Genomic DNA, 21,328 nt, shown 5'->3' on the forward strand with positions numbered 1-21,328 from the left:
AAGGCCGTAGGCTGGGCAAGGGCGCAGCCTTGCCCAGCGATGCGGGGTCTCGGCGACCGTAGGTTGGACCGAGCCCCGCGAAGCCCAACCTACCGGAAATTGCCGGGTGGAAAATCGTGCAGTGTTTTCCATCACAGCGCCCCCACGGCCTGCTGCGCCCCTAATTCGGAAACAGCAACTCCAGATAATGCCTGGCGCTGTTTTCCAGACTGAATTCGCCACCCCGGGCGCGCAAAGTATCCCTGGGCAGCGGCGCATCGAGGGTGCGCAGCATGGCCGCGGACAGCGCCTCGCTGTCGTTCGGGGGCACCAGCTCGCCCCAGCGACCGCCCTGCAGGATCTCCAGCGGACCGCTGGGACAGTCCGTGCTCACGATCGGACAGCCGCACGCCATGGCTTCGATCAGAACATTGGGCAGTCCTTCGTACTCCGATGACAAGACGAACAAGGCGGCGCGTGCAAAGGCCGCATAGGGGTTGGCCACGAAGCCAGGCATCGCCAGGTCGTTGCCGATTCCCAACGAGCCGCCTAAGGCTTCGAGCTCCGACCGCTTGGGACCCTCACCGAAAATCAACAACCGCGCTGGCCTCTGTTGCCGCAACCGGGCAAAAGCGCGCAACAAGAGCGGAAAGTTCTTCTGTGGAACCAGCCGCCCTGCCGCGACGATCACGGGCGCGCCACCCTCTTCCAGCCAGGGATGTGGCGCCGCTTCGGCAGCGAGCGCGGCAAGCTCGGGCGTGACGACCGGGTTGTAGACGGTGGTGATGCTATCCCGCGGCAATCCCGTGACGGCGGCCAGATCATCGGCAACCCCGTCGGAAACCGCAGCGATCTCATCGGCCCACGAATAGGTGCGGGCGACCAGTGGCGCGATATGGCGCCAGCGCCATTTGCGGTTCATCGAGATGGATTGGGATAGTTGGGTACGCTCGCTGACCACGACACGGGTTTCCACGCCGCTCAACCGACGTGCCCAAAGTGCCAGCAGATTGGTGGGGGTTTTGGCGGCGACCAGTGCCGCTGGACGTACCCTGTCCAGATAGTGCGCCAGATCGGCCAGATAGGGCTGGACAGGCGCCGGCCGCCATGCCAGCAGCGCCGGGCGGGCCATCGCGGTTATTCCGCCAGGGTCCAGGCGGGCGAGTTGCAGCCGTGCGGACAAACCGCTCTGCCGGCGCAGGGCCACGATCTGCACGCCCGCCGGTACTTCGGACAGATAGGGGCCCTCGGCGCAGCACAGCACCAGGTCCACCGGATGGCCAGCTGCACGAAAGGCTTCGGCCAAGTGAAGCATCGAGCGCCCGACGCCACCGGCAGCGAGAGAGGGCAGGAGCAGGGTAATCCTGGGTAGCGGAGGTTCCGTCATTGAAAATCCCTTTCATGAGCTCTGCGGAATTGGGACAGCGCCTGCCGAACGTCCATACGTCGCCGCAGGCAGTTGCGAAGACTGGCCAGACTCCGGGAAATGCCACAGGAGGCGTGCTCCCTTGCCGTCCCGGCTCTGCCCACCGACGGGCAGAACGACCAGCACCGTGGCAAGCTGATCTTGCCCAACCCCAGTGGCCCCCCGTCAAGCGATACACTGCAACGAGGTGATCCACGGCAAGGCGACCGACCGCCGATGTCGATGAGGAGCACTCAGGTGCCGGCAGATGGCACTTATCGAACGCATCCCGGACAAGGAAGAGCCGATGACCTATCTACAGCTTGCCTATGCCCACCTCGCCACGGTGGCTCCCGCCTTCGGCATTGGTACCTATCTGATGGTTCGCCGGAAAGGCACTGCGCACCATAGGAGGCTGGGCCGTACCTATCTCGTGTTGATGCTGGCCACGGCGCTCATCACCCTGGCGATGGGCGCCGAGATCGGGCCGCGTTTTTTCGGGCATTTCGGCTATATCCATGCCTTCAGCCTGCTCACGCTGGTCAGCGTGCCGATCGCCTATTTCGCTGCGCGCAGCGGCCAGGTAGCCCTGCATCGCAACACCATGATCGGTCTGTATGTCGGCGGACTGCTCATCGCCGGCAGCTTCGCGTTCATGCCGGGAAGGTTGCTGCATGGTTGGTTGCTCGGCAGCTAGAGCATTTTCATGAAATACCGGATCACTGCTGCAACTGTGTAGGTCGGGTTAGCCCGTAGGGCGTAACCCGACGCGACAGGCAATGCCGGGCAGGCTGTCGGGTTACGCTACGCTAACCCGACCTACGGAGCTGCCGCTGGCGGTCGGGCTGCTGCATATCGAGGGTGACGAGGTGTGCGCCGAGTTGGTCGACTTGTCGTAGGGCGGCCGTCGCCGGGAAAGAAGAGGCGTAAACCTGGCGGTCCTATTTCCGGCCCGCGGAAACGACACCGCCGGGCAGACGGCGTGTCTGCCCGGCGGCGCTCGTCAGGCCAGGAAAGCCCCGCGCTCGCGGGCGCCTTCCGGACCGGGAAAGAAAGAACGGATTACTTGCCTTCATCCTTGGCGTCGAACTCCAGACCGCCGATGTACTTGACCGCGAAGTTATACAGGCTGCAGCCGATCAGCACGGCGAGATAGCCCATGACCAGGTAGAACAGCGGTACGAGCAGGATGGTGATGAACGGCGGGCGACCTGCCGCGGGCACGAACAGCGACATGAACAGCAGGAAGGGCACGAAGACGAAGAAAGACGTGGCCGCCGTCAGAATGCCGCAAACCTTGCCATTTTGATGGGGGGACAGCCGGGTGATCTGTTGTTTCATATGCTGCTACTTCCGCCGAGATTGATTGATCTGCTTGGCATAATGCTACCGCTGCAGGGGGGTGGGGAGCGAGCACGGAGCCCCCGTCGAACTTGATATGGATCAACGGGTTACTTCGGAAGTTCGACGCCCGTAGCGAACTGCGACACTCGACCGCACGAGCAGGCGCCCGGCACGCCGGCCCCGCCCCGGGATTGCCCGGGACGGGCGAAGGAGCCGGCGGGCGATCATGCGTCCGCCTCATCCTGCACGAGCGGCAGCTCGATCCAGAAGCGACTGCCGATGCCCGGCTCGCTGCTCATGCCCATGCTGCCGCCCATCATGCCGGCGAACTGCCGGCACAGCGACAGGCCGAGGCCGCAGCCCTGAATCGCCGAGTTCTCCCGCCCCAGGCGCTGGAAGGGCTCGAACAGCTGTGCCTGGCTCGACTTGTCGATGCCGGGGCCGCCATCCTCGACGATCAGACGCGCATGATCCGCCGTCACCTGACAGGTCATGGCGATCCATCCGGCGGGCCTGTTGTACTTGATCGCATTGGACAGCAGGTTGAGCAGCACCTGGCGCAGGCGGCGCGGATCTGCGCGGACCCGGAGATCCGCGCCGGGCAGGTCCAGGGCGAGCCTCAGTCCCTGGGTTTCCACCTCCAGGCGGACCAGCTTGGCGCACTCGCCCATCAGCCTCGCCACCTCGACGCTCTGCAGCTCCAGGCTGGGTTTTTCCGCCTGGATGTTGGCCCAGTCGAGCACGTCGTCGACCAGCTGGTTGAGGTGCCTGCTGGCCACCAGGATCTGGTCGAGGTATTCCACTTCCTGCGCCTCGCCCCAGGCGTCGTGCTCCAGGCGCAGCAGCTGGGCGAAGCCGTAGATGGCGTTGAGCGGCGTGCGCAGCTCATGGCTGATGCTGGAGATGAAGCGCGACTTGACCTGACTGGCGGCCTGGGCCTCGCCGATGGCCAGGCGCAGGTCGGCTTCGGTGCGCTTGAGCGCATCGATGTCCACATGGGTGCCGGCGAGCAGCACGGCCTGCCCCGTGGCCGGGTCGCGCCCGACCACCCGGCCGCGGCAGAGCAGCCAGTGGTAGCCGCCGCGGCTGTCGCGGAAGCGGAACTCCACCTCGCACAGCCCCTGGTCGCCGTCGATGGGCCGGAAGCCCGTCTCGACCCGCGGCGCATCGTCGGGATGGACGTGCGCCATGAAGGCCTCATGGCCGAGCGGGCCGGCCGGCAGGCCGAAACGCTCGCAGAAGCGCCCGCGCAGGCTGATCTGCCGGGTGCGCCGGTCAAGCTCCCAGAGGCTTTCCGTGGCGCTGTCGAGTACCAGCTCGAGGTGCTCCTGGGTCCGCTGGCGCTGCCGCTCGCTCTGCTCGAGCTGCTCGCCCATCTGCTCGGCGTGGCCGGCCATGGCATCCAGCTCAGCGATCCGCGAGGTGACGCGGGCCGGGCGCCAGTTGCCCCGGCCGACCTCCTCCATCATCCGCGAGATGCCGTCGATGGGTCGCAGCAGGCGCTCGCTGAGATGGCGGGCACGCAGCCACATGCCGGCGAAGAAGGCCAGGTAGAACACCACCAGGCCGGCGATCATCAGATAGCCGACGCGCTCGTAGTGCCCGGCGAGGGTGTTGGTTTCGGCGAACACCGTGGCCTCGTCGACCACGGTCAGCAGGTGCCAGCCGGTCTGCGGGATGCGGGTCCAGGCCACCAGCTTCGGCCGGCCCCGCAACTCCACTGTCAGCATGCCTTCGGGCTGCCCGGCGACGGCGGCGGCCAGCCGGGCGGTGTCGGGGCGCTGGCTCAGGTTGAAGTCCTCGGGCTTGAAGCGCTCGCGGTGCACGGCTCCGTCGTAGGCGTGCGAGGTCAGCTCGCCGAGACCGAAGTCGGCCTCGCCCGGCGCCGGCAGGGCCATGATGTCCAGGTCGTCGCTGACCAGCACGGCATAGCCGTTCCACGGCACCGCCAGACGGCCGATCTGCTTCAGCAGGGTGCTGACGGTGATGTCCAGCCCGACCACGCCCTCGAGGAAGTCGCTCCGGTAGACCGGCGCGATGGCCGACATCAGCCAGCCGTGGCCGGCCGGGTCGAGGTAGACATCGGTCCAGACCATGCCGCGCCCCGGGTTGTGCCGGGCGTCGGCCAGGTAGTAGAAGTTGTAGTGGGGGATGAGCATGTCATGGGGATACTGCTCGGGGGTGAGAAACCACGGATAGATGTGGTTGTAGTTGTCCCAGCTGTTGAAGTAGAGGCTGGCCACCAGCGGGTTGCGCTGCTGCAGCTCCTTCATCAGCGGATCGAGGCTGCCCATCCGCGCGACCCTGTCCAGGTCCTGGCGCTCCAGCGGGGTGGAGTTGGCGTAGAAGACCGCACTGCCGCCCCGGTCCTCGGGGCTGTAGCGCACCCCGTCCGGGGTGGTCGCCAACGCTGGCGGGGAGAGCGGCGTCGCCGGCTTCTCCAGCAGGGCGCGAGCGGTCAGGTTGCGGAACAGCTCGGTCAGCGAACCGATCTGCGCCAGTTGCTGGTCGATGCTGCGCGACTCCTGGCGGGCGGACGCCTGCAGGTCGAACAGGGCGACTTCCCGCAGATGATCGATCTGCGCGTCGCGAATGGCGCCATTGCTGAGCAGATAAACGGCGATCAGCACCGTTTCGACCAGCAGCAGCGGTATCAATGCGCTCCGTGCAAATGCTCGCCAGATCCATTGGCGGAGTCCGATATGGAGGGGGGAAGGCATGCGCGCAGCACCCGGAGCCTGGAGGAGATAGAGCCGAATACGATAACAGGGAACGCCGTCATGCTCTGCGCTGCGTCACAATGGCGCAGCCCCCCCTTGCGCCGCTGGCAGGCCGCCTGCCCGACGGATCATCGAAGGGCCTCCGGCCGGCAGGATACCTGCATGACGGGGAGGATCGCAGCCGCTCGCCAGGCAGACCCGCCCGCCGCTACGCTTCGGTCTCGCTCCGCCCCCACGGCGCTCCGCTTGCCACTTGCCGGAAGCATCAACGGCCATGATCACACTGCTTCGACTGACATCGCTTCTTCTCGGCGGCACCTTGATCGCCATCCCGCCGTACGCGCTCCTGCTGTTCGCACACGGCCTGGGAGAGCCCCATACGAGCCTTGCATTCTCCACGTTCCTTCCGCCGACCCTGATGATCGGCCTGGCCCTGGGTTCGGGGCCCTTGCTCGTCGGCCTGCCCGGGCTGGCGACCGGCGCCCGGAACCCGAAAGCGCGTATCGTTGCCGGCATGCTTCTGACCGTCTCGATCGCGGGCTTTCTCGCCATCGGCTTCGACGGCTATCTGACCCGGGTCCTGACGCCGGCGGCCCTGCTCGTCGAGGCGGTCCTGTTCGCGTTCTTCGTCTGGCCCGCCCGGCGCTTTTCCGCCAGCGAAGCACGCAGCCCCGGCCCCCGGGACGAGCGGCACGGCGGTCAATGAAGGGCGATCTCCCGCCGGCGCATGCACCGACATCGAATCAAGGAGCCCTCGCCATGCCCCTCAGGATACGCCGCGAAATACCGGCGGACATCGCGCCCATCGCAGCCCTGACCGCCGCAGCCTTTCTCGATGCACCCCACAGCAGCCACACCGAGCATTTCATCGTCGATGCACTGCGCAATGCTGGGCAACTGTCCCTCTCGCTGGTGGCCGAAAGCGGGGACGCCCTCGTCGGACACGTCGCCGTGTCGCCGTGTCGCCGGTATCGATCTCGGATGGCAGCGGCGGCTGGTATGGCCTGGGGCCCCTCTCCGTGGCGCCGGAACGCCAGGGGCAGGGATCGGCAGCCGGCTCGTGGAGCAGGCGCTGGCGACGTTGCGCAGGCGAGGCGCCGCCGGCTGCGTGGTGCTGGGCGAGCCGAAATACTATGGCCGCTTCGGCTTCCGGACGGAGCCGGCACTGCGGCTGCCAGGGGTTCCGCCGCAGTACTTCCAGGCCATTGCCTTTCGAGAGCCGATGCCGACCGGCAACGTGTCCTACCAGAAGGCGTTCGAGGCCCGGAGCTGACGATGCATCGCGGGGCTGGGGATGCCGATTCGTCGTCCTCCCCTACCTCCGCTCCCACACCTCGAAGGCATGCCCCGGTGCGTCCGCCGTGGCCGGGTGCTCCTCGCGGGAGGCCAGGCGCCAGTCGGCGGGGTTCCAGGCGGGGAAGAAGGCGTCGCCCTCGGGAGCGAGGTCGATGCGGGTCAGGTAGAGGCGCTCGGCCAGCGGCAGGGTTTCGGCGTAGAGCTGCGCGCCGCCGATCAGCATGACCTCGTCGGCGCCCTGCTCGCGGGCCCAGGCGTCGGCGCGGGTCAGGGCGGCCTCCAGCGAGGCGAAGGTTTCGGCGCCTTCCAGGGCGAGGCCGGGCTGGCGGCTGACCACCAGGTTGAGCCGCCCGGGCAGCGGGCGGCCGAGGGAGTCCCAGGTCTTGCGGCCCATGACGATCGGCTTGCCGAGGGTGCAGGCCTTGAAGTGCCTGAGATCCGCCGGCAGGTGCCAGGGCATGCGGTTGTCGCGGCCGATCACGCCGTTGGCGGCGACGGCGGCGATCAGCGCGAGGGGAAGTCGGGACTTGTTCATGGCGGCGAGGATAGCAGAACCGGCTTCCCGTGCCGTCACGCAACCGCCACGGGATCGTTATCCGGCCATCGCCGAAGCGTCACTGCGCTCGGGCAGGCTGGGCGCTCCATGTCCCAAGGAGAGGAACCGATGTCCCGCATGCCGTCCGTACTGTCCCGGCGCTGGCTCGCCGCCGGCGCCCTGCTGCTGCCCCTGGTGGCCTGCGCCACCGCGGAACCGCCGGCGGCCGCACAGCCGCGGGCCGAAGAACCCCGGCCGCTGGTCATCGCCCACCGCGGCGCCAGCGGCTACGTGCCGGAGCACACCCTGGCCGCCTACGCGCTGGCGGTGCTGCAGGGCGCCGACTACGTCGAGCCGGATCTGGTGATGACCAAAGACGGCCAGCTGGTCGCCCGCCACGACAACCAGCTGGACCTGACCACCGACGTCGCCGCCCGTCCCGAATTCGCCGACCGCCGGCGCACCCGGAGCGTCGACGGCGTCGAGCTGACCGGCTGGTTCAGCGAGGACTTCAGCCTGGCGGAGATCAAGACCCTGCGCACCATCGAGCGCATTCCGGCGATTCGCCCCGGCAACGCCCGCCTGGACAAGGCCTTCGAGGTGCCCACCCTGCAGGAGATCATCGACCTGGTGAAGAGCCTGGAGAAGAGCGAGGGACGGCGCATCGGCCTGTACCCGGAGACCAAGCACCCGACCCACTTCCAGCACCTCGGCCTGGCCATGGAGGAGCCCTTGGTGGAGGTCCTCCGCCGCAACGGCTACCACAGCCGCCACGCGCCGGTGTACATCCAGTCCTTCGAGGTGGAGAACCTCAAGACCCTGCACCGGCTGACCCCGCTGCGCCTGGTCCAGCTGTTCGGCAGCGGCCAGCCCTACGACCAGGAAGTGATCGGCAGCGCCCTGACCTACGCGCAGATGGCCACCCCGGCCGGGCTGCAGGCCATCGCCGCCTATGCCGACGGCGTCGGCCCGGACAAGGGCTACATCATTCCGCGCGACGCCAACGGCAACCTGGGCAGCCCCACCGACTTCGTGCCCAACGCCCATGCTGCCGGCCTCAAGGTGCATCCCTACACCTTCCGCACGGAAAACAACTTCCTGCCGACCGCGCTGCGCAGCAGCGGCAACCCCGCCGAGCGCGGCGACCTGGAAGCGGAAATCCGCGCCTTCCTCGACGCCGGCATCGACGGCCTGTTCAGCGACCAGCCGGACATCGCCCTGCGCCTGCGCGAGCAGCCGTAGTCCGCCTGCCGGGTGCGCCAGGCGCACCCGGTACACCCGTATCGACTTGCCCGCGGCCGGGCCTGAGCGGTTATCCTCATGGCAGGAACAGAACCGCCATCGAGAGACCGCGTGAGCACCCCACAGACCGATTTCCACCGCCTCTGGCTGACCGAAACCATCCGCCTGCGTGAAGAGTTCGCCGGCCCGCTGGAGGACGGCGAGGCCAACCGCCGCGCCCGTGCCGCCGGCGGCGACCTCGGCAAACGCATCCAGACCCGCGCCATCTGGCTGGCCGAACGCGACGGCCTGCTCGCCGCCCTGCGCCACTGGCGCCAGGGCGGCGGCCTGGCGCTGGTCGCCCTGCTGGCCTTCGCCCTGGTCGGCGGCGCCGGCCTGGCCCTGGCCGCCCTCGGCAGCGAGCAGAAGGGCCCGATCAACGTGTTCTGGGCCCTGGGCAGCCTGCTCGGCCTGCACCTTCTGACCCTCTGCGGCTGGCTGCTCGGCCTGCTTTTTGCCGGCGACAGCGGCGGCGTCCTCGGCCGCCTGTGGCTGTGGCTCAGCGAGAAGTTCGCCCGCGACGCCCAGGCCGCGCAGCTGGCCCCGGCGCTGCTGCTCCTGCTGCAGCGCCGGCACCTCGGCCGCTGGGGGCTGGGCCTGCTGGTCCACGGCTTCTGGCTGCTTGCCCTGACCGCGGCGCTGGTCACCCTGCTGGCGCAGCTGTCGACCCGCAACTACGGCTTCTACTGGGAAACCACCCTGCTCGACGGCAACACCTTCGTCGCCCTGACCCAGGGTCTCGGCGCCCTGCCGGCGCTGCTTGGCTTCAGCCTGCCGGATCCGGCCACCATCCGCGCCAGCGCCGACCAGGCGCTGAGCGCCGAGGCCGCGCGCCAGGCCTGGGCCGGCTGGCTGCTCGGCGTGCTGCTGGTCTACGGTCTGCTGCCGCGCCTGCTGCTCGCCCTGCTCTGCCTGGGCCGCTGGCTCTCCGGCCGCGCCCGCCTGGCCCTGGACCTGTCGCTGCCCGGCTATCGCCTGCTCGCCGAGCGCCTGCAGCCGTCCAGCGAGCGCATCGGCGTCTGCGATGCCGCGCCCGCGGTCATGCCCGAGATTCCGGCCAGCGCCCTGGCCAGCCCGGCCGTGGGCGCCCCCGCCCAGCTGGTGGCGGTCGAACTGGACGAGAGTCGTGCCTGGCCGCCGGCGCTGCCCGGCGCGGTCGGCGACGCCGGCATCCTCGACAGCCGCGAACAGCGCCGGCGGCTGCTCGAGCGCTTCGCCGAACAACCGCCGGCGCGCCTGGCGGTGGCCGTCGATCCGCTGCGCTCGCCGGACCGCGGCACCCTGGCGCTGCTCGGCGAACTGTCGCGCAGCGCCGGGCAGACCCGCGTCTGGCTGCTCCCGCCGCCGCCCGGCGAGACGCTGAACGAGGAGCGCCTGGACGACTGGCGCATCGCCCTCAACCAGCTGGGCCTGCCCCACGGCAGCGCCAGCCCGCTGGCCTGGCTGGAGAGCGGACATGACTGAGCCGTTGAAACTCGCCGTGGTCGGCCACACCAACGTCGGCAAGACCTCGCTGCTGCGCACCCTGACCCGCGACATCGGCTTCGGCGAGGTCTCGCACCGGCCGAGCACCACCCGCCACGTCGAGGGCGCGCGCCTGTCGGTGGACGGCGAGGCGCTGCTCGAGCTGTACGACACCCCCGGCCTGGAGGACGCCATCGCCCTGCTCGAGCACCTCGAGCGCCTCGACCGCCCCGGCGAGCGCCTCGACGGCCCGGCGCGGATCGCCCGCTTCCTCGACGGCGCCGAGGCGCGCCAGCGCTTCGAGCAGGAAGCCAAGGTGCTGCGCCAGCTGCTCGGCTCGGCCGCCGGGCTCTACGTGATCGATGCCCGCGAGCCGGTGCTGGCCAAGTACCGCGACGAACTCGAGGTGCTCGCCGCCTGCGGCCGGCCGCTGCTGCCGGTGCTGAACTTCGTCGCCCGCGCCGGCACCCGCGAGAACGCCTGGCGCGCCGCCCTGGGCCGTCTCGGCCTGCACGCCATGGTGCGCTTCGACACCGTGGCGCCGCCGCAGGACGGCGAGCGGCGCCTCTACGAAAGCCTGGCCCTGCTGCTGGAGCCGGCCCGCCCGCAGCTGGAGCGGCTGATCCAGTCCCACGAGGCCCAGGCGGCCACCCGCCTGGAAGGCGGCCGCCGGCTGATCGCCGAACTGCTGCTCGACGTCGCCGCCTGCCGGCGCAGTGTCGAGGCCCGGGCCGAGCCGGAGCAGGAAGCCGTCCGCGAACTGCACGAGGCCGTGCGCCAGCGCGAGCAGCGCTGCGTCGAGGCCCTGCTGCGCCTCTACGCCTTCCGCCCGGAGGACGCCGCCGCCGCCGACCTGCCGCTGGCCGGCGGGCGCTGGGGCGACGACCTGTTCAACCCGGAAACCCTGAAGCAGCTCGGCGTGAAGATCGGCGGCGGCCTGGCCGCAGGCGCGGCGGCCGGCGCCGGGGTCGACCTGCTGGTCGGCGGCCTGACCCTGGGCGCCGCGGCGCTGCTCGGCGCGCTGGCCGGCGGCGGCGCGCAGACCGCCCGCCACTACGGCAACCGCATCCTGGGCAAACTGCGCGGCGAGCGCGAACTGAGCGTGGACGACGCCGTGCTGCGCCTGCTCGCCCTGCGCCAGCGCCAGCTGCTAGCCGCCCTCGCCGCCCGCGGCCACGCCGCGCAGCAGGCGATCCGGCTGGACACCCCGCAAGAGCGGAGCTGGCGCGAGGACCGGCTGCCCGAGCCGCTGCACAAGGCGCGCGCCCATCCGGAATGGTCGTCGCTCAACCCGGGCCGGCGCCGCGAGCAGCCGGAGCGCCAGGAACAGATCAGGGCGCTGGCCGCAGAGCTGGGCTAGCCTCGCCGCCCTACGGGGGCTACGCAAGTAGCCCCGGTTTGCCCGTCACACCGCCACCGGCGCCTTGATGTGCGGGTGGGACTGGTAGCCGACCAGCTCGAAGTCCTCGAAGCGGAAGGCGAACAGGTCCTTCACGTCGGGGTTGAGCCGCATGGTCGGCAGCGGCAGCGGCTCGCGGGACAGCTGCAGGTCGGTCTGCTCCAGATGGTTGGCGTAGAGGTGGCAGTCGCCGCCGGTCCAGACGAACTCGCCGGGTTCGAGATCGCAGACCTGCGCCACCATCAGGGTCAGCAGCGCGTAGCTGGCGATGTTGAAGGGCACGCCGAGGAAGATGTCCGCCGAGCGCTGGTAGAGCTGGCAGCTGAGCCGGCCCTCGGCGACGTAGAACTGGAACAGCGCGTGGCACGGCGGCAGCTTCATCTCGTCGATCAGCGCCGGGTTCCAGGCCGAGACGATCAGCCGGCGCGAGTCCGGGTTCTTCTTGATCATCTCCACCACGTTGGCGATCTGGTCGATGTGCCGGCCGTCCGGCGCCGGCCAGCTGCGCCACTGGTAGCCGTAGACCGGGCCGAGGTCGCCGTTCTCATCGGCCCACTCGTCCCAGATGCGCACGCCGTTTTCCTTCAGGTAGCGGATGTTGGTGTCGCCCTGCAGGAACCACAGCAGCTCGTGGACGATGGATTTCAGGTGGCACTTCTTGGTGGTCACCAGCGGAAAGCCCTCGGCCAGGTCGAAGCGCATCTGGTGGCCGAAGACGCTCCAGGTGCCGGTGCCGGTGCGGTCGCTCTTGAAGGTGCCGTGCTCGCGCACCAGGCGCATCAGGTCGAGGTACTGTTTCATGAAGGGACAAGTGGCTGCGCGCTGGAAAAGGCCGTGAATTCTAACCGGTACGCAGGGTGGAAAACGACCGCAGGTCTTTTCCACCGTTGCCAGGGAGGGTGGAAAACGCTGGCGCGGTTTTCCACCCTACAGGACTCAACCGGCGAGCCTGGCCTCGCGCCGATAGGCCCAGGCCATCATCCCGGCGCCGCCGAGGACCATCGGCAGGCAGAGCAGCTGGCCCATGGTCAGCCAGCCGAAGGCGAGGTAGCCGAGCTGGGCGTCCGGCACCCGGACGAACTCGACGATGAAGCGGAAGAGGCCATAGCAGACGGCGAACAGTCCGGACACCGCCATGGTCGGCCGCGGCCTGCGCGAGTAGAACCAGAGGATGGCGAACAGCGCCACGCCCTCCAGGGCGAACTGGTAGAGCTGCGAGGGATGGCGCGGCAGCTGCGCCGGATCGGTGGGAAAGATCATCGCCCAGGGCAGGTCGGTGGCCTTGCCCCACAGCTCGGCGTTGATGAAGTTGCCGATCCGCCCGGCGCCCAGGCCGATCGGCACCAGCGGGGCGATGAAGTCCATCAGCTCGAAGAAGCCCTTGCCGTTGCGCCGGGCGAAGATCCAGCTGCACAGGAGCACGCCGAGCAGCCCGCCGTGGAAGGACATGCCGCCCTTCCAGAGCTGCAGGATCAGGCTCGGGTCGTTCAGGTAGGCCGCCAGGTCGTAGAACAGCACGTAGCCCAGCCGGCCGCCGGCGATCACCCCCAGGGCGACCCAGAACACCAGGTCGGAGAGCTTCTCGCGGCTCCACTCCGGAGCGAAGCCGGCCAGCCGGCGCGAGGCCAGCCACCAGGCGCCGCCGATGCCGACCAGGTACATCAGGCCGTACCAGTGCACCTTGAGCGGGCCGAGGGCGATGGCCACGGGATCGATTTGCGGATAGGGCAGCATCCGAGGCTCCTCAGAACAGGAAGAACAGTCCGACGCCCAGCAGTTGCAGGGCGAACAGGCGCTTGAGCACGCGCGGCGGCAGACGGTGCGCCAGGTGGGCACCGAGCCGGGCGAAGAACATGCTGGTCGTGGCAATGCCGAGCACCGCCGGCAGGTAGACGAAGCCCAGGCTCCAGTCCGGCAGATGGGCTTCATTCCAGCCGACGAGCATGAAGCTCAGCGCGCTGCACAGGGCGATCGGCAGGCCGCAGGCCGCCGAGGTCGCCACCGCCTGCGGCATCGGCACGCTGCGCCAGGTCAGGAAGGGCACGGTCAGCGAGCCGCCGCCGATGCCGAAGATCGCCGAGGCCCAGCCGATCACCACGCCGGCCAGGCTCAGGCCGGGCTTGCCGGGCACCTCGCGGCTGGCCCTGGGCTTGAGGTCGAGGCCCATCTGGACGGCCATGGCGATGGCGAACAGGCCGATGACCTTCTGCAGCATCGGGCCCTTCAGCGCCGCCGCGGTCAGGCTGCCGAGCACCGCGCCGGCGAGGATGCCGACCGTCAGCCAGACGAAGATCGGCCAGAGCACCGCGCCCTTGCTGTGATGCGCGAGCACCGAGTTGATCGAGGTGAAGACGATGGTGGCGAGCGAGGTGCCCACTGCCAGGTGGGTCAGCACGGCCGGATCGACGCCCTGGGCGGTGAAGCTGAGCACCAGCACCGGCACTATGATCAGTCCGCCGCCGATGCCGAACAGCCCGGCCAGCACGCCGGCCGCCGCGCCCAGCGGCAGATACAGCAGAAATTCCATCGCCACCCCCTCTTGAGCAAAGGCGGCATGGTACCGGAATTCGGCGGCCGCCCGCCAAGCACGGGCGCTTGAGGGGCGCTCCCCATGAGCTCCGATCGGCGCCGCCGGACCGCCCGTCGCCGCTGCCGCAGTCCACCCGATGGTCACCGCGCACTTGGCAGGTCGTATGCATGCCATGCAGGATGCCGACAACCGCTCAAAAAACCGAGGTCCTTGCATGCACGTCCCGCCCATGAACATCTCGCTGCTGAGCCGATACGCCTTCTTCGCCTTCTGCGTGGCATTCACCCTGTGCAGCCTTCCCCTCTGGGAGCACGAATGGCTCCGCCCCTTCACCCTGGCCAGCGCCGCGCTGAGCCTGCTCGGCATCGCCGACCTGCTGCAGACGCGCCATGCGGTGCGGCGCAACTACCCGATCCTCGGCAACCTGCGCTACCTGATCGAAAGCATTCGCCCGGAGATTCGCCAGTACCTGATCGAGGGCGACAACGAGCGGCTGCCCTTCTCCCGGACCCAGCGCCTGCTGATCTATGCGCGGGCGAGGAACAAGAGCGGGGACAAGCCCTTCGGCACGCTGGTCGACGTCTACGAGAACGGCTTCGAGTTCATCGGCCACTCCATGCGCCCGGCGCCGCTGGCCGACCCCGACAGCTTCCGGGTCCTCATCGGCGGGCCGCAATGCACCCAGCCCTATTCGGCCTCGCTGTTCAACATTTCGGCGATGAGCTTCGGCTCGCTCAGCGCCAATGCCGTCCGCGCCCTGAACAAGGGCGCCAAGCTCGGCAACTTCTACCACGACAGCGGCGAGGGCGGCATCAGTCCCCATCACGGCGAACACGGCGGCGACCTGGTGTGGGAACTGGGCAGCGGCTATTTCGGCTGCCGCACCAGCGACGGCCGCTTCGACCCGGAGCGCTTCGCCGTCCAGGCCAGGAGTCCCCAGGTGCGGATGATCGAGATCAAGCTCAGCCAGGGCGCCAAGCCGGGCCACGGCGGCATCCTGCCCAAGCACAAGATCACCCCGGAAATCTCCGCGACCCGCGGCGTGCCGATGAACGAGGACTGCGTGTCGCCGGCATGCCATAGCGCCTTCTCCACCCCGATCGAGCTGATGCAGTTCATCGCCCAGCTGCGCGAGCTGTCCGGCGGCAAGCCGGTCGGCTTCAAGTTCTGCCTGGGCCATCTCTGGGAGTTCATGGGAATCGTCAAGGCCATGCTGGAAACCGGCATCCTGCCCGACTTCATCGTCGTCGACGGCAAGGAGGGCGGCACCGGGGCCGCACCTCTGGAATTCGCCGACCACATCGGCGTGCCGATGCGCGAAGCCCTGCTGTTCGTGCACAACACCCTGGTCGGGGCGAACCTGCGCGACAAGATCAAGCTCGGCACCAGCGGCAAGATCGTCAGCGCCTTCGACATCCTCAGCGTGCTGGCCATCGGTGCCGACTGGGCCAACTCGGCGCGCGGCTTCATGTTCGCCCTCGGCTGCATCCAGTCGCAATCGTGCCACACCAACAAGTGCCCCACCGGCATCGCTACCCAGGATCCGCTGCGCCAGCGCGCGGTCGTGGTCGAGGACAAGGCCCAGCAGGTCCACAACTTCCATCGCAACACCCTCAGGACCCTGGCCGAAATGCTCGCCGCCGCCGGCCTCGAGCACCCTTCGCAGGTGGATGCCAAGCATCTGGTGCGACGTATTTCCGCCACCGAGATCAAGCTGTTTTCCCAGCAGCACGTCTTCCTCAAGCCGGGCGAACTGCTCGACAGCGAAGCCAGGGGCAAGGGCAAGCTCCATCTCCATGCACGTATGTGGAAAATGGCCCGGGCCGACAGCTTCGGCGCTATGGTGGACTGACCACTCCGGCCGCCGACGACCACGTACCCACTGGCGGGAGGCTCCATGTGCCTGATCGTTTTCGCCTGGCGCCCCGGCCATGCCACGCCGCTGGTGCTGGCCGCCAACCGCGACGAGTTCTACGCCCGGCCCAGCCTGCCCCTGGCAGCCTGGCCGGAAGCGCCGGACATCCATGCCGGACGCGACCTGGAGGCCGGCGGCACCTGGCTGGGCGTCGGCCCCGGCGGGCGCGTCGCCGCCGTGACCAACATCCGCGACCCGCGCCAGCCGCCGGGCCGGCGCAGCCGCGGCGAGCTGCCGGCGGGCTTTCTGCTCGGCGCGCTGTCGCCCGAAGCCTATCTGGAGCAGGTGGCAGAGCGGGCGCAGGACTATACCGGCTTCAACCTGCTGGCCGGCACGGCCGGGGAACTCTGGTACTACCACGCCCGCGAGACGGCGCCGCGGCGCCTGCCGGCAGGACTCTACGGCCTCTCCAACGCCGCCCTGGACACGCCCTGGCCGAAGCTGCGCCGCGCCAAGGCGGCCCTGGCCGAGTGCCTGGAAACGCCGCGGGCGGACTGCCTGCTGGCAGCGGTGCAGGACCGGCGGCCGGCGGCGGACGCGGAACTGCCGGACACCGGCGTCGGCCTGGCCAGGGAACGCCTGCTGTCGAGCGTGTTCATCGTCAGTGCGGACTACGGCACCTGCTCCAGCACCGCGCTGATCATGCGGGCCGACGGCAGCGTGGAGTTGCTCGAGCGCAGCTTCGGCCCCTGCGGCGCCCGCCTCGGCGAGGTGAAGCTCGATCTCCCGTGAGCCGTGCGGCCCAGGCGGCTAGCAGACCACGATGCAGTCCCGCTGCCGCTTGGCCAGGTAAAGCGCATTGTCCAGGCGGCGGACCAGCGCGACCGGGTCTTCGTCCGGGCGCATCTCTCCCACGGCGAAGCTGGCGGTGAGCTGCATCGGCAACGCGGCATCGATCCGCCGCAGGTCCAGGCGCAGACGCTCCGCCAGCGCACAGGCCGCAGCGGCGTCGGTGTCCGGCAGCAGCACGACGAACTCCTCTCCGCCCCAGCGGGCAAAGCAGTCCACATCCCTCAGGTCCTGGCGCACCGCCTCCGCCACCGCGACCAGCACCCGATCCCCGGTGGGGTGGCCGAGGCTGTCGTTGATCCGCTTGAAATGGTCGAGGTCGAACATCAGCAAGGCACAGGGATGGCCATGCCGTTGCAGGCGGTGCCACTCGGCCTGCAGTTGCCGTTCGAAGCCGCGCCGGTTGGCGACCTGGGTGAGCGGATCGATCTCGCTGAGGCGCATGGCCAGCGCAACCTGCTCGGCCAGCGCCCGATTCGTCTGGTGCAAGGCCTCAGTGCGCGCCGCCACCAGCGCTTCGAGGGTCAGGTTGAGCTCCGCCAGCTCCTGGTTCTTCTGCTGCAGGGCCAGCTCGGCCAGCTTGCGCTCGTGAATGTTGCGGTGCGCGCCGATCATCCGGGTCGGCCGGCCCTCCCCGTCGAACCCGACGAAGCGGCCGTGATCGCTGATCCACAGGTAGTCGCCATCGCGGCAGCGGCAGCGGTACTCCTCGGCGTAGACGGGCTGCGTCCCGTCCAGGTAGGCCTGGAAGCCGCGCATGACCCGCTCGAAGTCCTCCGGGTGGATCACCTCGTGCCAGGTCACGACGTTCTCCGGCAGGCTGTCCACGGCATGACCGAGCATGGCGTACCAGCCCGGGCTGCGCTTGACGTGATTGGTGCGGATGTCCCAGTCCCAGATGCCGTCGCTGACGATTTCCAGCGCGAAGCGCAAGGTGCGCGCGACGGCCTCGGGGGCCGAACCATAGGGACTACCGGTAACCTCGAGCTCATCCATAAGCTTCGTTCCAGACTTGTCGCCGACGCCAGCCTCGGAAGATCTCACGGCTGGCTACAGGCCTGCCGCTCACCCCTGCAGCGAAGCCACCGGATTGATCACCCGGCCGAGGCCAAGGTTGCGCAGGGCCAGCTGCAGCGTGCTGTGGATGACCTGCGGATTGTCGATGGCCATCAGTTGGCCGAGCAGTTCCTTGGCCTTGCCCAGGGTGACCTGGCGCAGCAGCCACTTGACCTTGGGCAGGTTGGTGGCGTTCATCGACAGGCTGTCGAAGCCCATGGCCATCAGCAGCACTGCCGCCGAGGGATCGCCGGCCATCTCGCCGCAGATGCTCACCGGCTTGCCTTCGCCATGGGCATCCTGCACCACCTTGTAGAGCGCCTGCAGCACGGCCGGATGCAGATAGTCGTAGAGGTCGGCGACCCGCGGGTTGTTGCGGTCCACCGCCAGCAGGTACTGGGTCAGGTCGTTGGAGCCGACCGAGAGGAAATCCACCAGCCGGGAGATCTCGCGCGTCTGGTAGACCGCCGCGGGAACCTCCACCATCACCCCGATCGGCGGCATCGGCACATCGGTGCCCTCGTCGCGGACCTCGCCCCAGGCGCGGTGGATCAGGTGCAGCGCCTCGTCCAGCTCGTGGATCGAGGAGATCATCGGCAGCAGGATGCGCAGGTTGTTCAGCCCCTCGCTGGCCTTGAGCATGGCGCGGACCTGCACCAGGAAGATTTCCGGGTGGTCGAGGGTGACGCGGATGCCGCGCCAGCCGAGGAAGGGGTTGCTTTCCTTGATCGGGAAGTAGGACAGCGCCTTGTCGCCGCCGATGTCCAGGGTGCGCATGGTCACCGGCAGCGGATGGAAGGCGGACAGCTGGTCGCGGTAGATCGCCAGCTGCTCCTTCTCGCTGGGGAAGCGCTCGTTGTTCATGAACGGCACTTCGGTGCGGTACAGGCCCACCCCCTCGGCGCCGCGCTCCTGGGCGCGGGCGACATCGGCGAGCAGCCCGGTGTTGACCCACAGCGGCAGGCGGTGGCCGTCGAGGGTTTCGCAGGGCAGCTCGCGCAGGGCGTCCAGGCCCTGGGTCAGCTGGCGTTCCTCCTCGACCAGCTCGGCGAACTGCTGGCGCAGCAGCTCGCTGGGATTGGTGTAGACCTCGCCATGGTAGCCGTCGACGATCAGGTCGATGCCGTCCATCTTCGAATAGGGCAGGTCGACTGCCCCCATCACCGTGGGAATGCCCATGGCGCGGGCGAGGATCGCCACGTGGGAGTTGCCCGAGCCCTGCACCGAGACCAGGCCGACCAGCTTGCCCTCGGGCAGCTCACCGAGCATCGCCGGGCTCAGCTCCTCGCTGACCAGGATGGTGTTCTCCGCATAGACCATGGTCTGCTGGCGGGCCTGCTGCAGGTAGGCGAGCAGGCGCCGGCCGAGGTCCTTGACGTCGGAGGCGCGCTCGCGCAGGTAGGCGTCGTCCATCAGCTCGAAGCGCTTGATGTGCTCGTTGACCACTTGGCGCAGGGCGCCCTGGGCCCACTGGCCGGTCTTGATCACCCGCTGCACCTCGCAGCCCAGAGAGGCGTCGTCGAGCATCATCAGGTAGACGTCGAACAGCGCGCGCTCTTCCGGGCGCAACTGGGTGGCCAGTTTGGCGGACAGCGCGCGGATGTCGGCGCGCACCGACTCCAGGGCGCTGTGGAACAGTTCCAGTTCGGCCTTGACGTCCTCCGTCGCCCTGTCCGGCACCACCTCCAGGTCGGCCGGCGGCAGCACCACCACGGCCTTGCCGACGGCGACGCCCGGCGCGGCCGGCACGCCGATGAAGCGCGCCTCCTGGATGCCCTTGCCCTGCCGGCCGAGGCCGCGGATCGAGCCGGTCGCCTCGGCATGGGCGATGACCCCGGCGAGCTGCGCGCTCATGGTCACCAGGAAGGCTTCCTCGCCCTCGTCGAACTCGCGGCGCTCCTTCTGCTGGATGACCAGCACGCCCATCACCCGCCGGTGGTGGATGATCGGTGCGCCGAGGAAGGAGGCGTAGCGCTCCTCGCCGGTCTCGGCGAAGTAGCGGTAGCGGGGGTGGTCGGCCGCGTTCTCCAGGTTGAGCGGCTCCTCGCGGGTGCCGACCAGGCCGACCAGGCCCTCGTTGGAGGCCATGCTGACCTTGCCTATGGAGCGCTTGTTGAGCCCCTCGGTGGCCATCAGCACGAAGCGGTTGGTTTCCGGATCGAGGAGGTAGACCGAGCAGACCTGGCTGCCCATGGTCTCCTTGACGCGACGCACGATGATGCCCAGTGCCGTCTTGAGATCCTTGGCGGCATTCACTTCCTGGACGATCTTGCGCAGCGTGTTGAGCATGGCCCGCCTTGAGCTCCGTCTGATCAGTCCCGTGCCAACAGGCGCGGGGCGAGTTCTTTCAGCGCGCGCCGGTAGACCTCGCGCTTGAAGGCGACCACCTGGCCCAGCGGATACCAGTAGCTGACCCAGCGCCAACCGTCGAATTCCGGCTTGCCGGTAAGATCCATGCGCACCCGCTGCTCATCGGAAAGCAGGCGCAGGAGAAACCACTTCTGCTTCTGGCCGATGCACAGCGGCTGGCTGTGCGAGCGCACCAGGCGCTGTGGCAGACGATAGCGCAACCAGCCACGGGTGCAGGCGAGGATCTGCACATCCTGCTGCTCCAGTCCGACCTCCTCGTTGAGCTCGCGGAACAGCGCCTCCTCCGGCGATTCCCGTGCGTCGATGCCGCCCTGGGGGAACTGCCAGGCATCCTGGTTGATCCGCCGCGCCCAGAGCACCTGACCGATCTCATTGGTCAGGATGATGCCGACATTGGGACGAAATCCATCGGGGTCGATCACGGCAATGAACCTTGCGAACGCATGTGCAGGCATTGTTCCACAAAAAGGTTCGCGCCAGAAGCGGGCAGGGCAAGGGGGGAGCGCCGGCGGCTCTCCTGCTTTTTTTGCCGTGGAACCGTTATGCTTCGCCGCACTCCGACTCCCCTTCCCTGACCGAGGTTCTAGCGTGCGTCTGGCTCTATTCGATCTCGACAACACCCTGCTGGCCGGCGACAGCGACCATGCCTGGGGCGACTGGCTCTGCGAGCGCGGCATCCTCGACGGCGACACCTACAAGGCGCGCAACGACGCCTTCTACCAGGACTACCTGGCCGGGCGGCTGAACATCGTCGACTACCTGAACTTCAGCCTGGAGATCCTCGGCCGCACCGAGATGGCCATGCTCGACGAGTGGCACCGGACGTTCATGCACGAGTGCATCGAGCCGATCATCCTCGCCAAGGGCCGGGAACTCATCGAGCGGCACCGCAGCCAGGGTGACAAGCTGGCGATCATCACCGCCACCAACCGCTTCGTCACCGGCCCCATCGCCGCCCGCCTCGGCGTCGACACCCTGCTTGCCACCGAATGCGAAATGGCCGGCGGCCGCTACACCGGGCGCACCACCGACGTGCCCTGCTTCAAGGAAGGCAAAGTCGAGCGCCTGAACCGCTGGCTGGCGGAAACCGGTCACTCGCTGGAAGGCAGCCACTTCTACAGCGACTCGCACAACGACCTGCCGCTGCTCGAGCGGGTCAGCCACCCGGTGGCGGTCGATCCCGACCCCAGCCTGCGGGCGGAAGCCGAACGGCGCGGCTGGCCGGTGATCTCGCTGCGCTGAACG

Annotated in this window: 18 protein-coding genes and 1 pseudogene; 9 read left to right on the top strand and 10 right to left on the bottom strand. The window is 68.7% G+C overall.

What is annotated here, in order from left to right; genetic code table 11:
- Positions 1-160: 160 nt before the first annotated feature.
- Positions 161-1,366 (bottom strand): glycosyltransferase, encoded by a 1,206-nt coding sequence (locus EV691_RS15955; protein ID WP_131298338.1) that lies wholly within the window; start codon positions 1,364-1,366, stop codon positions 161-163.
- A gap of 286 nt (positions 1,367-1,652) precedes the next feature.
- Here EV691_RS15955 and EV691_RS15960 point away from each other — a divergent pair, with 286 nt between their 5' ends.
- Positions 1,653-2,081, top strand: coding sequence for a DUF2306 domain-containing protein (locus EV691_RS15960; RefSeq protein WP_207390188.1), 429 nt, complete (start codon positions 1,653-1,655; stop codon positions 2,079-2,081).
- Positions 2,082-2,446: 365 nt separating this feature from the next.
- Here the strand turns inward: EV691_RS15960 and EV691_RS15965 are convergent, their stop codons facing one another.
- Both EV691_RS15965 and EV691_RS15970 read right to left on the bottom strand, forming a co-directional pair.
- Positions 2,447-2,725, bottom strand: a complete 279-nt coding sequence (locus tag EV691_RS15965; protein WP_039801371.1) for a hypothetical protein — start codon at positions 2,723-2,725, stop codon at positions 2,447-2,449.
- A gap of 227 nt (positions 2,726-2,952) precedes the next feature.
- Positions 2,953-5,448: an ATP-binding protein gene (locus EV691_RS15970; protein WP_131298340.1), complete on the bottom strand. Its 2,496-nt coding sequence runs from the start codon at positions 5,446-5,448 to the stop codon at positions 2,953-2,955.
- Positions 5,449-5,722: 274 nt separating this feature from the next.
- On the opposite strand from EV691_RS15970, the gene EV691_RS15975 reads away from it, so the two are divergent.
- Both EV691_RS15975 and EV691_RS15980 read left to right on the top strand, forming a co-directional pair.
- The gene (locus EV691_RS15975; protein ID WP_131298342.1) at positions 5,723-6,154 is read left to right on the top strand and encodes a hypothetical protein; all 432 of its coding nucleotides are present in this window, start codon (positions 5,723-5,725) and stop codon (positions 6,152-6,154) included.
- 53 nt (positions 6,155-6,207) lie between these two features.
- A pseudogene (locus EV691_RS15980) lies at positions 6,208-6,721 on the top strand (GNAT family N-acetyltransferase).
- A gap of 42 nt (positions 6,722-6,763) precedes the next feature.
- Here the strand turns inward: EV691_RS15980 and EV691_RS15985 are convergent.
- Positions 6,764-7,279 carry a dihydrofolate reductase gene (locus tag EV691_RS15985; RefSeq protein WP_131298344.1) on the bottom strand — a complete coding sequence of 172 codons (516 nt, stop codon included), beginning with the start codon at positions 7,277-7,279 and terminating at the stop codon, positions 6,764-6,766.
- Positions 7,280-7,408: 129 nt separating this feature from the next.
- Here EV691_RS15985 and EV691_RS15990 point away from each other — a divergent pair, with 129 nt between their 5' ends.
- The 3 genes from EV691_RS15990 to EV691_RS16000 all read left to right on the top strand — a co-directional run bounded on the left by EV691_RS15990 (position 7,409) and on the right by EV691_RS16000 (position 11,384).
- Positions 7,409-8,521 carry a glycerophosphodiester phosphodiesterase gene (locus EV691_RS15990; protein WP_131298346.1) on the top strand — a complete coding sequence of 371 codons (1,113 nt, stop codon included), beginning with the start codon at positions 7,409-7,411 and terminating at the stop codon, positions 8,519-8,521.
- Positions 8,522-8,599: 78 nt separating this feature from the next.
- Positions 8,600-10,024, top strand: a complete 1,425-nt coding sequence (locus tag EV691_RS15995; RefSeq protein WP_207390189.1) for a DUF2868 domain-containing protein — start codon at positions 8,600-8,602, stop codon at positions 10,022-10,024.
- Positions 10,017-11,384 carry a DUF3482 domain-containing protein gene (locus EV691_RS16000; RefSeq protein ID WP_165496537.1) on the top strand — a complete coding sequence of 456 codons (1,368 nt, stop codon included), beginning with the start codon at positions 10,017-10,019 and terminating at the stop codon, positions 11,382-11,384. Before EV691_RS15995 ends, EV691_RS16000 begins: the two co-directional genes overlap by 8 nt.
- 45 nt (positions 11,385-11,429) lie before the next feature.
- Here the strand turns inward: EV691_RS16000 and EV691_RS16005 are convergent, their stop codons facing one another.
- From EV691_RS16005 to EV691_RS16015, 3 genes are all read right to left on the bottom strand, one after another.
- On the bottom strand, positions 11,430-12,224 hold the full coding sequence (locus EV691_RS16005; RefSeq protein WP_131298350.1) for a thymidylate synthase: 795 nt from the start codon (positions 12,222-12,224) through the stop codon (positions 11,430-11,432).
- A 135-nt stretch (positions 12,225-12,359) separates the two neighbouring features.
- Entirely contained in the window at positions 12,360-13,157 is a 798-nt protein-coding gene (lgt, locus tag EV691_RS16010) for a prolipoprotein diacylglyceryl transferase (protein ID WP_131298352.1), read from the bottom strand.
- 10 nt (positions 13,158-13,167) lie between these two features.
- The gene (locus EV691_RS16015) at positions 13,168-13,950 is read right to left on the bottom strand and encodes a sulfite exporter TauE/SafE family protein (RefSeq protein ID WP_089166936.1); all 783 of its coding nucleotides are present in this window, start codon (positions 13,948-13,950) and stop codon (positions 13,168-13,170) included.
- Between the two features lie 232 nt (positions 13,951-14,182).
- Between EV691_RS16015 and EV691_RS16020 the strand changes: the two genes are divergently transcribed.
- A complete protein-coding gene (locus EV691_RS16020) occupies positions 14,183-15,805 on the top strand; it encodes an FMN-binding glutamate synthase family protein (RefSeq protein WP_131298402.1) in 1,623 nt (540 codons plus the stop codon).
- 45 nt (positions 15,806-15,850) lie between these two features.
- Positions 15,851-16,600 (top strand): NRDE family protein, encoded by a 750-nt coding sequence (locus EV691_RS16025; RefSeq protein WP_131298354.1) that lies wholly within the window; start codon positions 15,851-15,853, stop codon positions 16,598-16,600.
- 18 nt (positions 16,601-16,618) lie between these two features.
- On the opposite strand, the gene EV691_RS16030 is transcribed toward EV691_RS16025, so the two are convergent.
- From EV691_RS16030 to EV691_RS16040, 3 genes are all read right to left on the bottom strand, one after another.
- A complete protein-coding gene (locus tag EV691_RS16030) occupies positions 16,619-17,653 on the bottom strand; it encodes a sensor domain-containing diguanylate cyclase (protein WP_131298355.1) in 1,035 nt (344 codons plus the stop codon).
- Positions 17,654-17,722: 69 nt separating this feature from the next.
- Positions 17,723-20,002, bottom strand: a complete 2,280-nt coding sequence (ptsP, locus tag EV691_RS16035; RefSeq protein ID WP_131298357.1) for a phosphoenolpyruvate--protein phosphotransferase — start codon at positions 20,000-20,002, stop codon at positions 17,723-17,725.
- Between the two features lie 23 nt (positions 20,003-20,025).
- A complete protein-coding gene (locus tag EV691_RS16040; RefSeq protein ID WP_039801345.1) occupies positions 20,026-20,505 on the bottom strand; it encodes an RNA pyrophosphohydrolase in 480 nt (159 codons plus the stop codon).
- Between the two features lie 166 nt (positions 20,506-20,671).
- On the opposite strand from EV691_RS16040, the gene EV691_RS16045 reads away from it, so the two are divergent.
- Positions 20,672-21,325, top strand: coding sequence for a histidinol-phosphatase (locus EV691_RS16045; protein ID WP_131298359.1), 654 nt, complete (start codon positions 20,672-20,674; stop codon positions 21,323-21,325).
- Positions 21,326-21,328: the final 3 nt, after the last annotated feature.

This window comes from Azotobacter chroococcum, from assembly GCF_004339665.1.
Taxonomy (GTDB): Bacteria; Pseudomonadota; Gammaproteobacteria; order Pseudomonadales; family Pseudomonadaceae; genus Azotobacter; species Azotobacter chroococcum.